The organism is Maridesulfovibrio spiralis (SeqCode), from assembly GCF_048571135.1.
GTDB lineage: Bacteria > Desulfobacterota > Desulfovibrionia > Desulfovibrionales > Desulfovibrionaceae > Maridesulfovibrio > Maridesulfovibrio spiralis.
Genome location: NZ_CP182344.1, coordinates 4,020,257 through 4,035,708 on the forward strand (window position 1 = coordinate 4,020,257; position 15,452 = coordinate 4,035,708).

Sequence of the window (15,452 nt, forward strand, 5' to 3'; positions counted from 1 at the left end):
AAAAAACGCTCCTGACACTCGTGCATAGAGCAAATCAGGAGCGGTTTAGTAAATTAATATAACTGCATACTAGTAATCAAAACACAGTACTAGCAGCCCTTAGCTATCACGAATCTAAGCTTCCCCGCATTCCACTGTGCCGGCTCCTTTTACTTTGGCCACACGAAGGAACTGCTCTGCGCCTGCAATCATCTCCTCAAGGGAATCATTCGTTAAAGTGTTGATTCCTACGCACACATTGGCGTTAATGGTGTGTTCACCTGTCTCAATGGGAGTTTTTGCAATATCGGCTGCAATTTCTTTAAAGACAGTTTCAACATATTCAAGTTTCATATCAGCGCATAAAAGGCAAAAAGCATCGCCGCCATATCTGCTTACAACGTCACCTTTGCGGAAACGTCTGCTCAACATTCCGGCAACCTGCCTGATTACCTCATCTCCCACAAACTGCCCATGGGCCTCATTGTATCCCCGGAGATTATGGATATCCAGCATCACCGCCACCAGCGAGGCCTGTGAACGCCTCTGCTGACTCAGCAATTTCTCGCCGTATTTGAACAGGGAACTGCGGGTCAAAATTCCTGTTAAAGAATCGTTATCAGAAATTTTCTTAATGGTATCAATATACTCTACAGTATCAACAGTATTCGCAACCCTGCAATAAAACTCCTCAGTAACGAAGGGACTATTTATAAAATCATTGGCCCCTGCCTTCAGCACATCAGCCGTGATGGAGGCGTCCCTTTCACCGGCAAAGCATATTACAGGCAGTTTTGATTTGGGATATTTTTTACGCAGCTCTTTAACAAACTCAGCCCCGTGCATGTCAGGCAGATCACTACCTGCAATTACGAGCTGTATTTCATCATCCACCATATCTAAAGCCGACTTGCCATCAGCACTTTCAACAACCTTAAAATTAAAGACCTTCAGCAGGTCATGAAAAAGAGACCTGTTTGTGGAAGAATCATCCACAACAAGGACTTTGGAAAATATATTTTTTCTCAGTCTGTCCACCAGTCTGACAACATGCTCGATGTCATCAAAATTGACCTTCTGAACATAATCAACAATGCGCTTACTCCACATGGTAGCACGCAGTTCATCGCTTATTTCACCGGTAAACACGATTGATGGGATATCATGCGATACAACCAGATCGACAACTTCCCCGTCCGGCGCGTCAGGAAGAACGATGTCGAGAAGAGCTACAAAAAATTCATCTTTACGATTTTTAAGGCATTCTACGGTTGAAGCATAATCGCGGCATAATTCAATTTCCACATTAAGCTTGGCCTGAATACTTCTTTTAAGAATTCCGGCAAAAGTAATGCTATCCTCTACGATTAAAACCTTAACAGAACGCCCTGAATCAGGACATTGGATATTATTTGACATACTTAGACCCCAAAGTAATTATTTTATATAATTGACCCCTGCTGAAAACAAAGGCCGCTCGCAAAATCAACAGACTAAAACATTGCCAAATGTATGCCAAAGCAAAAAGGCAATTAATTTAGAACATTGAACAATAAACAAAAAGTCTCGAACTGTGCTTTTTCACAGAACAACTGTGAAATGTATCAGTAAGAGCCGAAACTGATAAATATGTAAGTATAAAAAAGCAGCATACGATCAGATTTAGTTATCCATGACCGGAGCCACCAGAGGAATTTCAAGAATGAAGATGGCCCCGCCGCCGTCACCATTTTCGAAGCGAAGCTCTCCGCCAAGGATATTTACCGCCCCGTTGTAGGCAATATTAAGACCCAATCCGGTTCCCCCCTGCCCCATTTTGGTGGTAAAAAACGGATCGAAGACTTTATCATGCAGCTCTTCCGGAATTCCTTTACCGTCATCAGCAACACTAATCCTCACCCAACCTTCTCGAGCGGCCTCTCCAGCCACGACTGAAATGACTCCCCGCTGACCGTCATCCCAGGCATGGAGCAACGCATTGGCGATAAGGTTCGTCAAAATCTGCCCGACGACACCGGGGTAGCTGTCAAGGGTAAGTCCTTTCTCCACAGCTGAATCAAGTCGATGAGGTGATCTTTTCAAAGTCGGATGCAAAGTCAGGAGCACATCATCGACCATTGCGGACAGTCCGAATTTACGCCTGACAGAACTGGTCTGGTCGCTGGCCACATGTTTAAAGCTGCTGATCAGTTCTGCGGCGCGTTCAACGTTACGCTCGGCGATTTTGAGCCCTTGTTCGTTCTGGTCCAGGTAATAATCCAGAGAGGATTTACGTAGCCCTTTTTCCATCTCCACATTGATCTGGCGCAATTCATCCCTGAGGGTGGAGATGGTCATAACCGCGTTGCCGATGGGGGTGTTCAATTCATGAGCCACCCCGGCGACCAGCCTTCCAAGCGCGGCCATTTTCTCGGTCTGCACCAGCAAAGCCTGCATTTTGGTATTGGTATCAAGAGACTCTTTCAATTCACTGTTGCTTGATTCAAGTTCCGCCGTTCGTTCAGCCACCCGCTGTTCAAGCTGCTGGTTGAGTTCTTTCAAATCTCCTTCACGCTTACGGATGCGCCCTCCCATCAGCTGAAGATAATCAGACAACTCGTTGAATTCACGGATGCTTCCTTTACGGTATTCCGCGGAATCCTCACCTGAAGCAATGGTTTCAGCCTGCCGCCGTAAGGACACGATGTGCGAAGAAATAAAATATGACCACAAGGGGGTAATAAAAACAGCGATAATCAGGAATGCTCCCGAACATAAGAGAATAATTGTCAGCGCATCAGATCTTTTAGGGTTATCCAGTCCGGCAGAAACCCCGGCCAGAAAAAGCCAGCCCAGTTTTTGTGAACGGTAAGCTCCTGGATGATAATAACCACCGGCAAAACGAACTGCCTCCGGGAGCGGATTACCCTGAACAATCAACTCCATAATGGGTTCATGTTGCAGGTTCAGGCTTCCCGCGTTTTCAGGATGCTTTGTATCAACCAATACCTCGCCGATACGGTCGATAACTCCTATCCTTACTGCTGAATGGCTGAACGATTCCACAACCTTTAACAAAGAATTGAGATTAATCTCAGCTATGGCAAGATGATTTCCGGCCCTGACCCCGACTCCCACAGAGATATCCCCGGCAAGAGCGGAGACGAATTTATCACTCCATACCGGTTTATGCTGGGTATCAAGCTGCTTGAACAAAGGTGTGTAGGAAAAATCAATTCCGATCAGGTCAGGATTTTGCGGATCACCGATACCCGGTTTCCAAACCGCAAAAGACCTTCCTTCGGCATCAAGAAAATACATGGATCTGATCAGCGGTTGTAATTTAACCGTATCCAGCAGCAGCTGTGAGAATTCAGCTTTACTGACATCATTGCTGATTTCCGCATACGTAATTAGCGATTGCTCAACACTTTGCAGCATGCTTTCCGTTCTTTGCCCCAGATCTTTAACTCTTTCGGCAGCATGTTGTATTTCCTGCTCACGGATTTCATTTTCCCGCAGCTGGTAAATGATCAACCCGGACACAACCAGAGTGATCAAAGTGATGGCAAGCATCAGCAGAATCATGAACCAGCGATAAGAAATTGATTTTTTTCTCATCGTGCCACCGGAGCGAATCGGGTTCCGTTTACAGTCACAAAAAATGTTTTCCGCACCGAATCACCAAACTTGTCGATATAAATTTCTCCCTGCAATCCCTGATAGGGACTGTTCTCCAGCACTGCATTTTTCAGAAGCTGTCCGTCCTTCTGTTTTGCCATGGCACTCAAAAGCAATTTAACTGATTCATAAGCCAGAATGCTTGAAAAGCCGGGATCGGCCTTGAACTTCTCCTTATATTCATCCTTGAAACGGAGATATTCTTTTTCAGTGCCGTATTTATTGAACAGGTGCAGAACTTCCAGTCCGTCCACAGCCCTGCCCCCCAGCTCGATCAACTGCTGGGTTCCGGCCCATTCAGCAGCAAAAATTTTAATTTCAGCATCAACCTTGCGAATCTGCTGCACCATGCGGGCCACGTTTACAGCGTTGGCAACCAGCAGGATAGCATCCGGCGCAGGGCTGAGCAGCTCCTGAATCAGATGTCCATAGCCGTGCAGAGCGTCGGCCCTGTACCAAACTTCCGACACCATCTTGGTGTCATATTTTTTTATCCCGACCTTGAAAGCTTCCAGCCAGCTTTTTACAAAACCATGATTCTTTTCTTCCAAAGCAACAGAGATGCGGCGCACCTTACGATCCGCACACAAAAAATCAGCATAACTTTTCGCGTTATCTGCCGTGGTGGAACAAATGCGCATGAAATTATCATCCAGACCGGAAAACTTTGTCGATGATGCCGTGGGCGAAAAAAGCAGCACTCCGGCAGAATCGGTAACCGGAAGCACGGCTTCAGTCATGGTGGTGGTAAAAGGCCCTACAATGGCCGAAACTTTTTCCTCCATTAATCCTTTGACGGCACTTACAGCCTTTTCCCTGCTGTTCTCATCATCACGGATTCTCAAGACAACCTGACGCCCTCCGACTCCCCCGTCTTTGTTTATCTCAGCCACGGCTAAAATAGCCCCGTTTCTGCCCGCATGACCAAGGTCTGCATTAGGCCCGGAAAGCCCGGCCAGCAATCCGAGCTTGACAGGCTCCTTTTCCCCGGAACAACTTGTAAATAAAATACACATCACGCACAGCAGCAGGCCCCAGAGAACAAAAAAACGATTTTGATATTTCATGACCCTCTCTCTTCCGGGTTTAAGATTCAGCTTTCAGCCACGTTATGAGTTCATCAAGGGGGACAGGTCTGGAAATCAGGTATCCCTGAGCTTCATCGCAGCCCAGTTCTTTCAGGTGGTGCAGCTGTTCTTCTGTCTCCACACCCTCGGCCAGAACCTTCATACCCAACTGTTTTCCAAGGGGGATAACCAGGTCAACCAGCCGGGCACCTTCGCTCTGCTCTTCCATATTATTCACAAAGCTACGATCGATCTTGAGCCGATCCACCGGCCACTTATCAAGAGAGGAAAGGGATGAATATCCGGTGCCGAAATCATCCACGGCAATGCTGATCCCCCGGCTGCGGATGCCATTCAGAATCTTAAGAATATCTTCAATACCCATGGCTGAAATGGATTCGGTTATCTCAAGCTCAAGCTTATCCGGGCCAATACCTGTTCTTGCAAGAACCCCGTCCAGCATGGACAGAAAATTCCTGTGCCTGAACTGCACTGCGGAAACGTTGACCGCCATGGTCATTTCAGGAAAGCCGGCTGCATGAATTTCCTTGAGTCCATTAAGAGCCGTTTCCAGCACCCATTCTCCGATGGGCACAATCAACCCGGACTGTTCGGCCAAGGGAATAAACTGGTCCGGGTACACGAAGTCCCCATTAGGCTTTTGCCAGCGCAACAGGGTTTCACAGCAGAATGCCTTTTTATTTTCAAGGGATATCTGGGGCTGAAAAACGAGGGACAATTGATTCTCCGCATGGGCACTTCTAAGTTCGTGCAGAATCTGAACATGTTTGCGGGTCTCCGCTCCTATGCTTCCGGTATAGCGTATACTCTGGCCGCTTCCTTCGGATTTTGCCTTTTTGAGTGCTGTAAATCCTTTGCGAATCTGAGCCCGAGCGACTCCGTTTTCCGGGTCAAGCCCGGCAATCCCGATGGATATGGATAATTCCAGTTCTCCATTGGGAGAATTGGTCGACATGGAAGTCAGCCGCTGCAAAACCTGCGCAGAAAAAGTTTCCTTTTCAGCCAGAACAGCAAAAACATCGGCTGCAACTCTGGCAACATAAGCCTTTTCCCCCAGCTCTGTGCGCAAACGTCCGGCCAGAGATTTTAAAATGGAGTCACCATAACCGTGGCCCAGCAGCTCGTTTATCTGGTTGAATCCGTCAATATCAAGAAGGGCCAGCTCCATTCCCTGTGCTGTTCCACCTTCCAGACATTTCTTCATATTCTTCAGCAGCCCGGCCATATTAGGGATTCTCAGCACAGGATCTTCCCAGGCCTGCCGTTTGAGTTGCTTAACCAGTTCGATATTGCTGGCACAGAGGGATATGTTGGTGCAAAAAATTTCCAGAAGTTCCTTATCAACCTCACTTAAAGGACGAGAAGATTTGATCCAGGTGGCAAAATTCCTTTTATATGAATCACTGAAATATACGGTGATACTGTTTTCCTCCACCAGACTTTCTTGCCGCTTGAGGGTTTCACGTATGGTTTTAAAAATATCCGGGTCGGATTGTTCGTGAACGGTTTTGTTTATAAAAGGGCTGTATTTCCCGGCTGCGGCAATGACTTTATATTCTTCAGGTTTGCCAGAATCACCTTCACAGGAAGCGGCACAAACAATTCCGTCCGGCTCAACATCAAATAATCCCGCCATCTGGGTGATAACCCCTTCAGCAAAACCCTGAAGCCCCTGATCGGCAAGAAACTGGTTGCTCGCGTGAACAATTTTCTCAAGCCCCCGTCTGCTGTTGTTTATTCGCTTAATCTGCTGCCATGAACGCAGGGCCCCGATGAAGGCTGTCAGCAATTTGGTTCGGGTCAGTTCACTTTTGGTCTTGTAGTCATTGATGTCGTATCTGGTAATGGTCTCCAGCTCCGGGACCTGCCCGGGCTGTCCGGTGCGAAGGATGATCCTGATATCCTCCATGCCCAGTTCTTCACGGATACTCCGTGCAGCCTGCAATCCCGCATCCTCGGTTTCCATGACCGCATCAAGCAGGACAAGAGCAACGTCACCGTGTTCCCGCAGTACTTCAACAGCTTCCGCACCGGAGTAGGCATGCAGAAATTCAAGGGGACGATCCAGAATAATGCTGTCCTGAAGGGAAAAGACTGTACTTTCGTGGACATCGACTTCATCATCGACAATAAGAATCTTCCACGGATTCATGGACTCTTGTTCCGGTGAACCGTCATTATTTTCTTCTTCCATGAAGATAAATTTGTCGTCACTCATATTGGCTCCAGTATAAATGTATGCTGATCAGATCAATGCTGTTTGCATAACATTAGCATTAATTACGCATCCCATGAATAATATTTTGCAGCTCACCTGCCAGCTCGGAAAGATCATTGAGGGCAATAGCGGATTCATCCATGGCACTTGAGGTGTGCTGTGCGGACATGCTGATATCCTCGGTTGAACGGGCAATCTCTTCACTGGCAGCGGACTGTTCCTCTGCTGCGGCAGCGATGGATTCCACATCATGGGAGGTTTGTCTGGTAAGTTCAACAATATTAGCCAAAGATTTACCGGCTCTTTCCACTACCTCTACAGTTGCCCCCACTTCTCTGGCAGTATTTTCAGTGGCTTCAACACTGGTCCGGGTACTGTCCTGTATCTGATTGATATTTTCTTCCACCTGACGGGTGGCATCCATGGTTTTTTCAGCCAGCTTGCGGACCTCGTCGGCGACCACAGCGAAGCCGCGCCCGGCATCCCCGGCACGGGCGGCCTCAATGGCTGCGTTCAAAGCCAGCAGGTTGGTCTGGTCGGCGATGTCGGTGATGACAGACATGATGGATTCAATGGACTGGGCCTGATTGTTCAGATCCTGCATGTTCTCGGAAAGATCGCGGGCCTGTCCTTCAAGTTTTGAAATGCGTTCTACTATTTCCCGCACTTCCCTTTCCCCTTCATCCGCATTCCTGCGGGCCTGACCGGAAAGGTCTGCTGTTTCCGCTGCCTTGCGGGCCACCTCCAGCACTGCGGTGTTCATCTGCTCCACGCTGGCGGCGACCCTGCCGGTCAGATCTGTGCTTGTTCTGCTGGATTCACTGGTCAACTCCACCTGCCCGGATAATTCCTCGGTGGCAGAGGCCAGTTGATTGGAAATGCTCTCCGCCTGATCCGCAGCCTGACTGATAATCATATTACGCGTGGCCAGCTCTTCTTCCTTTTCGCGCAGAGCGGTCATATCGATGTACAGGCAAAAACCGCCCAGACATTCCCCTTTGCTGTCCCGCAGGGCATAGACATTAGCCAGAACGTGGCGGGTCCCGCCCTTGTGTCCGGTAATGGAAACCTCAAGATTACGGAAAGTCTGCCCCTGATACATGGCCTTGCCCACAGCAGTCTCACGGGACGGATCATTGTAGAAAATATCCGCCAGTGTCTTGCCCAGCTGGGACTCGACAGAACCGTCTATCTCCAGCATTTCAAGAGTTTCACGGTTGGTTGCCAGAGCACGCTCTTCTGTGTCGACCAGCAGAAAAGCTGTAGGCAGTCCCTGTACAATGGAGTCGCAGAGGTCCTGATATTTGACTCTGGCTTTGATCAATGTATCCAAAGCAACTGCTGAGGGGGAATTGTCAGGGACTGCATCCAAACTACAACTTTCAATCGCACTGACTAACAGCGTTTCCCCGGAATTTATTTTTCCCGACCACCATCAGACATGCAAACAGGCCAATCAGGCAAAGTGTACCCAGACAACCTGAAATAAGCAGGGTATGTCCTGAAATATTATAGATAAGAACAGCCCCGGAGATCAGGAAAACAATGAACAATGTAAGAAATGCCGCTATGCAATTGCGCTTGGTTGTTGATGCAAACATATTTTCTACCTCTATATTTTAATTAACTACAAAAATTCCCAAGTGGTTTTATCGTAAAATCCGTACTCATTGAGAACAGAAGTAAGCTCCTGTGCCAGACGACTCCCGTTTTGCGGCAGCTCTTTTTCCCATTTCAAAATAACCACCAGATCACCATCCACATTGATGTTGTTGAGGATCGAAACTTCTAGCAGACCCTCGTCACTCAGGGATGATTCCGCCTTGCAGAGTTCCTTCTTTAACTCTTGATAGGCCTCACTTGAAAAAGTGCGGATATGTATTCTTTCTAGGCAATACACTGAAAACTCCTTTGTTGTTGCTTTCTACATAAAGCCAAATGCGTGCCAAAAAATATTCATACAAAAACAGCAGCTTAAGAAATCGCAACAAAACAAAACTGCGAAATATCTCAGAATAAACTGAGATATTTCGCAGAAGCATGAAATTCTGTTGAATGTGTCAGAAAGGACCGTTCAGGTCTTGGACTGAATTATATAAAGGGGAAAATAAACCGAAAGGTTGGAAATATTAATTATTTGTCAGCCACTTAGCGGCATCTTTGCGGGTTTCGAACTTCTTATACATCACCCCTCGTTTGACAAGAGCGTCTTCGATAAAGGCGCGGGACTGTATATTTTCGGGAGCAACCACAGTAGCAATCCTAAACCCTTTGAAAACTAATTCAAGATGATCGATACCTTGTGCAAACATAGAAGCCTCCTGCGGGTCAAGCTGAATGGACAGACTGCTGCTTTGGATGAGAATTTTGGTCAGGCCAAGCCTGAGAGCGGCATCAATGACATTTTCCGCATGCTCGATCATATCCTCATGGGAAGATATCTCCCCATAGGAATTAACCACAAGAAATTCTCCCTGTGTCAGGAAATCATAGGTAATAGCCACTTATCCTCCACATAAATAAAAACTGAAACAGGAGCGCGCATGCTCCTCAGCCCTGCATTGCGCACACCTTGCCATCAATTGCAAACATTGTCGACGTCCCGGAAAGTCCGCATCCAGACTGCATGTTTCAACTTTAGCCCCTAACTACAAACTCTAATTGTCAGAACTGTTATGAACTGATAAATATCACAGCAAAAGGTAGGAGGAGAAGCATGCCTCAGCAGAGTGATTTTTTTCAAGAAGCCACCGAGGCTTTATTCAAGGATCTGGAAGGAGATGTTGTTCTTTCCAATATCCTGCGCTTTCTCCATGACTACATGCCGGTTAGCGCAATCGGGCTGCTGCGCTATGTGCATGACAAAAATGCAGTTGAATTTATCTCCACGGCTTTTGCCGGAAAAAACCGGAATATACCACAGTACTACAAATTTTCCGCCACTGAAAAAGAGGAAGCTGTCAGCGTAACCGCAGCTATTGACGACCTCCACATAGTAAACGATGCCGATTTCACTCCTGCGGTAATCAGAGATGTGGCAAAAATAATCATTCCGGGCAAGCTGTCTTTTATCCGCATAAGCCTGATCTGGGATTCTGTGCGGCTGGGTTCGCTGTTCATCTACGCAGAAGAGACAAACCAGTACAAGGAAAAACATCTGGACCAGCTTAAGCTGTTGCGCAAGCCATTTACCATGGCCGTAGCCAATATATTGCGCCACAGAACCATCAATGAATTACGCGCCAAGCTTGAAGAAGAAAACCGGGCACTGAAAAACGAAATTAGCCATTCGACAGATGTCCAGATAATCGGGGCTGAATTCGGTCTCAAAAAAGTTATGGAGCAGATCAGACAGGTCGCCCCAACGGACAGCACTGTGCTGCTCATGGGCGAAACCGGCGTGGGTAAAGATATCATTGCCAACTCCCTGCATCAATACTCCGCCCGAAGGAACAGGCCGTTCATTAAAGTAAACTGCGGGGCCATTCCCGAATCCCTCATCGACAGTGAACTCTTCGGCCATGAAAAAGGAGCCTTCACTGGAGCCCTGAAACGCAAAAAAGGAAGATTCGAGCGGGCAAACTTCGGAACAATTTTTCTGGATGAGGTCGGTGAGCTGCCGCTTTCCGCACAGGTCAGACTGCTGCGCATACTCCAGAACAAGGAATTTGAACGCGTGGGGGGAGCCGATACTATCTCGGTGGATACCCGCATCATAGCCGCCACCAACCGCGACCTCTCAGCCATGGTTAAGGAAGGAGAATTCAGGGAAGACCTTTTTTTCCGGCTGAACGTCTTTCCCATTCAGGTTCCGCCCTTGCGGGAACGGGTCAGCGATATCCCGGAACTGGTCACTCATTTTCTGGAAAAGAAATCCGCAAGTCTCAACCTCCGCAAAACCTTCAATCCCGCTCCGGATACCATACAGAACATGATGGAATATGCGTGGCCCGGTAATGTTCGCGAACTTGAAAATGTTATTGAAAGGGAACTCATCCGCTCCAATTCAAAAGCTGGCGAAAAGCATATTTATTTCGGCGCACATACTCCGTCCAACAGCAAAGCGGATATAATTGAGGACGATACAATACTCACTTTGGATCAGGCCATGGCCAGACATATACGCAGTGTGCTGGAGCGAGCGGAAGGTAAAGTAGAAGGTAAAAACGGGGCTGCCGAACTCCTCGGCATGAACCCCGGAACACTCAGGAGCAGGATGCGCAAGCTGGGGATCAAGTTTGGAAGGAAGGTGTCTTAGTATGCATTAAATGGGAAGACTGAAGATAACCCTCTCCCCTACTCACCTTTTACTCACCTTTTTAGCAGGTGAAAACGTAATATAAGAGAAAAGAATGGGTGTTAACTACCTGAAATAACGTACACCGGATACGATTCCGTAGCCTCCGGAGCTGAAGGTCACAAGTTCGAATCTTGTATTGCCCGCCATCATATGAAACTATACAGTCCGATACTGTTTATTAAGCCCCTGAATTTCAGGGGCTTTTTTTGTTTTCAAGGCTAATACTGTACGATATAATCCAGCCCAATCCGGGACCTAATGTGTGTACTCTGGTGTGTACCGGGGATTTGGGTGTATATCGGTACACACTTGGTGCACACATTGGATGACGGTGCGCTTGGGGCTTGGGATAATGGGGTGGCGTGGGTTTGAGTACACACAGTGTGTTTGTGCGGAGTACACACAGGCGATTTTTATTGGATGGTCAATTCGGGATGCGGGGCCGTGTGGATTCCGGTTAACTCATCGCTCAAAGGATATGGAGATAACGATACGGTATCTAAGGGGTGCTTGTCGGCTAAGATGGGTCAAAAAGTTAATAGGATTCAGGGGGATTACTATTGCACAGAACTCAGATGAGGTATAATTATACACTTCAAATCTCAAAAGTAGGAAGTCAATTTCAAATGGATAGAATTGTTGATTATAGTCGGGTTGATATTGGTGACATCATTTTGATAAGACCCCAAAAAATTACAAGTAAAGCCATAAGCTTCTTTTCACGTGGTCCATATAGTCATGCCATGATTTGTTATACTAAAGGATCAGTTATTGAAGCTTTGCATTCATTTGGAGTTTGCTCTAATCCAATTCCAAGATCCATATACAAACCTGAAGATAGAGTTGCTGTTTTCCGATATCCAAATTTAAAGCCATCTGAAAAGGAACGTATCTCTATCTTTCTAAGAAATTCTATAGGTTCTAAGTACGGAGTAATTCAGGCAATTCAATGTATTTTTCCTCTTTGGAAAAATCCAAGAGAACATTTTTGTTCCAGACTCGCAGCTCTTACCTATGAAGAAATAGGTATAAAAATTGTCGAGAATCCTTGGTTTTGTATTCCTACAGATATTTATAACTCTGTTAATCTCAAAAAAATTTCAGATGCTGTCCGTCCTGCAACTTCATATGAATTAAAAATATCAAAAATACCAAACCCAATAGTTGATCAGTCCATACGAACTAATAATTTCATGGATGAGGTCTTCCCCTATTCTGTACCGGTCAAATATATAAAAATTTGGCCTTCTGAGGGTGTCTTATGGGCAAGGGCAAAGTCGTTTGGCGTCTGATCTTCCAATGAAGAGTGCGGACGAAATTCATTATACTCCTTGCGCCATGTTTCAATTTTGGTTCGAGCGTCTGAAACAGATAAAAACCAATGTGTATTCAAGCACTCGTCCCGAAAACTTCCGTTGAAAGATTCAATAAACAGATTATCTGTTGGTTTTCCGGGCCTAGAAAAATCCAGAACTACTTCATTTTCATAAGCCCATTTATCAAGCGCTTTAGAAATAAATTCACTGCCGTTATCTACTTGGATGCGTATTGGCTTCCTACCTGAGATGACACGCAGCCATTCCAATCTCGCAACGACTTGATTCCCCTTTATGGAGGAATCTACGTGAATATCTAAGCACTCGCGACTAAAATTATCGACCACAGTTAACGCTCTTATTCTTCGGCCATTGTACAGATTATCAGCCACAAAATCCATCGACCAGCATTGATCAATAGTGGAGAGTTCTGGACGATCCATTCAGCGTGCGGCAGATATGTGTCGTCTTGGTCGTTTAGAGCGCAGGTTCAAGCCTTCCTCGCAATATATGCGGTGAACTTTCTTGTGGTTCACATACCAACCTTCTCTTCTCAACAGGATATAAATTCTGTGACAACCATAGCGAACACGGCTTTTTTAGCAATATCCCTGATACGAAGTCGTAAAGGGGTATCATCCTTGCGCACCGACTTGTAATAGTAACTCGATCTTCCAAGACATAAAACTGAACATCTTCTGCGAACGCTGACTTGGTAAGCCTGCTCCAAATATTCAGCAAATTTTATCAACTGGGCAGGCTTCAAAGCTTTTTTGTCAAGACATCCTGAAGCATTTGTTTGTCCAGAATCAGATCGGCAACCAGTTTCTTTAATTGGCGGTTTTCTTCTTCAAGCTGTTTCAAGCGGCGAAGCTCACTTACGCCAAGACCACCGTATTTCTTTTTCCAGTTGTAAAAAGTAGCTTCGGATATCCCCATTTTACGGCATACTTCACTGACCTTTGTGCCCGTTTCGGCCTGACGTAGTGCAAATGCAATCTGTTCATCGGTAAATTTACTTTTCTTCACGGCAAACTCCTTACTGTGACAATAGGTTGGTTTGCCAAAAATCTCTATTTTTAAATGGTCCAGCTTATTGGGAAGACGTCATGGTGAATGTGTTTGGACATATTCGACCGGAGTCATGGCTGCGACCTACGAATACATTTAATCCATCTGAAGGTTTGCAGTTACAGTACCGATAATGAGAATCCCCAATGAACGAAAGTTCATCAGGGACTCTCCATGGGGTGAAGTGATGCGGGGTTAAGCATCACAAATATTTAATTTTATTTAAAATACTGCTCAATAATTGAGGCCTTAGGCTTGCCTCAATTCTTCAATTAATCTGTGTAATTCTGCAGCTTGTTGGGCCAGATCGGTGATCGCGTCTGTCGCCTGGCTCATTGTTATACTGGTTTCGGATGATATTTGATTTATCCTCTCAGTATGCTGCGCAATTTCTTCTGTTGTGGCAGCCTGTTGCTCAGATGCGGTGGCAATAGCACTAACCTGATCTGAAGTTCCTTCTGCAAGACTCAAAATGCCATCAAGGGCTTCGCCTGATTTTTGAGCTAACTCGGTACTGTGGTTTACAACCTCAACGACTCTCTCCATATTATCAATGCTATTCTTTGTTCCGCCCTGAATAGAAGAGATCGAATCACCAACATCTTTTGTGGCATCCATTGTCTTTTCTGCCAGTTTACGAACTTCGTCTGCAACAACAGCGAATCCTCTGCCAGCTTCTCCTGCCCTTGCTGCCTCGATTGCAGCGTTAAGTGCCAGCAAATTCGTTTGATCGGCAATATCTGTAATAACATTCATAATTTGCCCGATACCTTCAGCCTGCTCCCCCAGCTCATCAACATTTCTCTGCATTTCTTGAACTCGTTGATTAATTTCAGAGATAGACTTAATCACATTATCTACAACTCCAGCACCATCTTCAGCATTTGAACGTGTGACATCAGCATTTGCCGCAGCATCCCCGGCATTGCGGGCAACTTCGAGCACAGTGCTGTTCATTTCATCCATTGCCGTGGCTGTCTCGGCTGCAAGCTCGCGTTGAGTATCTGCACCGCGGCTGGCTTCTTCGACCTGACTTGATAATTCTTCGGATGCTGAAGTAATATTTTCAACGATGGTACCAAGTTTGTCGGCAGCCATAAGCATACCATCTTTCAAAGCTTGCTCAGCTTTACGTTTCATTTCGTTGGCTTCAGTAATATCTTGAACAATCTCAATGTGACCAATATGGCCGCCTTTTTGATCTGTCAAAAATGCGGTATTAACCTGAAAATCCATATTAAGCCCAGGCTGAGTAAAGAAGGAGGCTTCTTCTCCTCTTTTTAAACATTCAATCCCACAACGTTCTGTATTACAGATATCTGCTCCCCAGTTACTACATTGCTTGCCAACAACTTCTTCACGGCTGATTCCAATAACATCTACTGCCGCCTTATTGATAAATGTCCAATTCATCTGCATATCAGTTACAGAAATAGGCCAAGGAATTGCATCAAGCAAACTTTGATACCAATGAATGTCATCAACCACTTTATCTAAAACTTGGTTTAAACTTGAGCCTAAATTATCAATATCAGTAGAAGACTCATCAAAACGAGATTCTAAATCGCCGCCTTTCGCAATAGCGATAACCTTCGCGACTTGAGCAAGCGGCTTAATTACTTTTTTAATCAGCAGCAAAAAGAATAATAATGAAGAGATTATTGCAACTGATGCGACTGGCCAGATTAATTCTGTTCTCCCATAGTAGCCTAACAAAGCTAGACCTAAGAAAAAGGTGATCATAGCTACAGTCAAAACCAAACATTTCCCGGTTAAACCAATCTTCTGTGACAAACCTACTACCTCCCAGTATATCACGA

General features: G+C 46.0%; 11 protein-coding genes and 1 pseudogene. 2 read left to right on the forward strand and 10 right to left on the reverse strand.

Annotation, left to right across the window (positions count from 1 at the left end; all coding sequences use genetic code 11):
• Positions 1-114: 114 nt before the first annotated feature.
• From ACNI29_RS18035 to ACNI29_RS18070, 8 genes are all read right to left on the reverse strand, one after another.
• Positions 115-1,398, reverse strand: coding sequence for a GGDEF domain-containing response regulator (locus ACNI29_RS18035; RefSeq protein WP_419779751.1), 1,284 nt, complete (start codon positions 1,396-1,398; stop codon positions 115-117).
• A gap of 243 nt (positions 1,399-1,641) precedes the next feature.
• Positions 1,642-3,579 (reverse strand): sensor histidine kinase, encoded by a 1,938-nt coding sequence (locus ACNI29_RS18040; protein ID WP_419779752.1) that lies wholly within the window; start codon positions 3,577-3,579, stop codon positions 1,642-1,644.
• Positions 3,576-4,706, reverse strand: a complete 1,131-nt coding sequence (locus ACNI29_RS18045; RefSeq protein ID WP_419779753.1) for an ABC transporter substrate-binding protein — start codon at positions 4,704-4,706, stop codon at positions 3,576-3,578. Before ACNI29_RS18045 ends, ACNI29_RS18040 begins: the two co-directional genes overlap by 4 nt.
• A gap of 19 nt (positions 4,707-4,725) precedes the next feature.
• Positions 4,726-6,945: a bifunctional diguanylate cyclase/phosphodiesterase gene (locus ACNI29_RS18050; RefSeq protein WP_419779754.1), complete on the reverse strand. Its 2,220-nt coding sequence runs from the start codon at positions 6,943-6,945 to the stop codon at positions 4,726-4,728.
• A gap of 58 nt (positions 6,946-7,003) precedes the next feature.
• Positions 7,004-8,278: a methyl-accepting chemotaxis protein gene (locus ACNI29_RS18055; protein ID WP_419779755.1), complete on the reverse strand. Its 1,275-nt coding sequence runs from the start codon at positions 8,276-8,278 to the stop codon at positions 7,004-7,006.
• 49 nt (positions 8,279-8,327) lie between these two features.
• Positions 8,328-8,546 carry a hypothetical protein gene (locus ACNI29_RS18060; protein ID WP_419779756.1) on the reverse strand — a complete coding sequence of 73 codons (219 nt, stop codon included), beginning with the start codon at positions 8,544-8,546 and terminating at the stop codon, positions 8,328-8,330.
• Between the two features lie 26 nt (positions 8,547-8,572).
• Entirely contained in the window at positions 8,573-8,845 is a 273-nt protein-coding gene (locus tag ACNI29_RS18065) for a hypothetical protein (RefSeq protein ID WP_419779757.1), read from the reverse strand.
• 229 nt (positions 8,846-9,074) lie between these two features.
• Entirely contained in the window at positions 9,075-9,449 is a 375-nt protein-coding gene (locus tag ACNI29_RS18070) for a hypothetical protein (protein WP_419779758.1), read from the reverse strand.
• Between the two features lie 212 nt (positions 9,450-9,661).
• On the opposite strand from ACNI29_RS18070, the gene ACNI29_RS18075 reads away from it, so the two are divergent.
• Together ACNI29_RS18075 and ACNI29_RS18080 are read left to right on the forward strand one after the other, a co-directional pair.
• On the forward strand, positions 9,662-11,203 hold the full coding sequence (locus tag ACNI29_RS18075) for a sigma-54 interaction domain-containing protein (RefSeq protein WP_419779759.1): 1,542 nt from the start codon (positions 9,662-9,664) through the stop codon (positions 11,201-11,203).
• A 668-nt stretch (positions 11,204-11,871) separates the two neighbouring features.
• Entirely contained in the window at positions 11,872-12,537 is a 666-nt protein-coding gene (locus tag ACNI29_RS18080) for a hypothetical protein (RefSeq protein ID WP_419779760.1), read from the forward strand.
• Here ACNI29_RS18080 and ACNI29_RS18085 read toward each other — a convergent pair.
• Together ACNI29_RS18085 and ACNI29_RS18090 are read right to left on the reverse strand one after the other, a co-directional pair.
• Positions 12,456-13,590, reverse strand: a pseudogene (locus ACNI29_RS18085) (IS3 family transposase). The gene ACNI29_RS18080 and the pseudogene ACNI29_RS18085 overlap by 82 nt on opposite strands.
• A 291-nt stretch (positions 13,591-13,881) precedes the next feature.
• On the reverse strand, positions 13,882-15,426 hold the full coding sequence (locus ACNI29_RS18090) for a methyl-accepting chemotaxis protein (protein WP_419779761.1): 1,545 nt from the start codon (positions 15,424-15,426) through the stop codon (positions 13,882-13,884).
• Positions 15,427-15,452 lie beyond the last annotated feature (26 nt).

What these genes read in the sequence shown, in the direction of transcription:
- ACNI29_RS18060 (WP_419779756.1), bottom strand. Translation starts at nt 8,546, where the DNA reads ATGTTTGCATCAACAACCAAGCGCAATTGCATAGCGGCATTTCTTACA.
- ACNI29_RS18040 (WP_419779752.1), bottom strand. Translation starts at nt 3,579, where the DNA reads ATGAGAAAAAAATCAATTTCTTATCGCTGGTTCATGATTCTGCTGATG.
- ACNI29_RS18080 (WP_419779760.1), top strand. Translation starts at nt 11,872, where the DNA reads ATGGATAGAATTGTTGATTATAGTCGGGTTGATATTGGTGACATCATT.
- ACNI29_RS18075 (WP_419779759.1), top strand. Translation starts at nt 9,662, where the DNA reads ATGCCTCAGCAGAGTGATTTTTTTCAAGAAGCCACCGAGGCTTTATTC.
- ACNI29_RS18045 (WP_419779753.1), bottom strand. Translation starts at nt 4,706, where the DNA reads ATGAAATATCAAAATCGTTTTTTTGTTCTCTGGGGCCTGCTGCTGTGC.
- ACNI29_RS18050 (WP_419779754.1), bottom strand. Translation starts at nt 6,945, where the DNA reads ATGAGTGACGACAAATTTATCTTCATGGAAGAAGAAAATAATGACGGT.
- ACNI29_RS18035 (WP_419779751.1), bottom strand. Translation starts at nt 1,398, where the DNA reads ATGTCAAATAATATCCAATGTCCTGATTCAGGGCGTTCTGTTAAGGTT.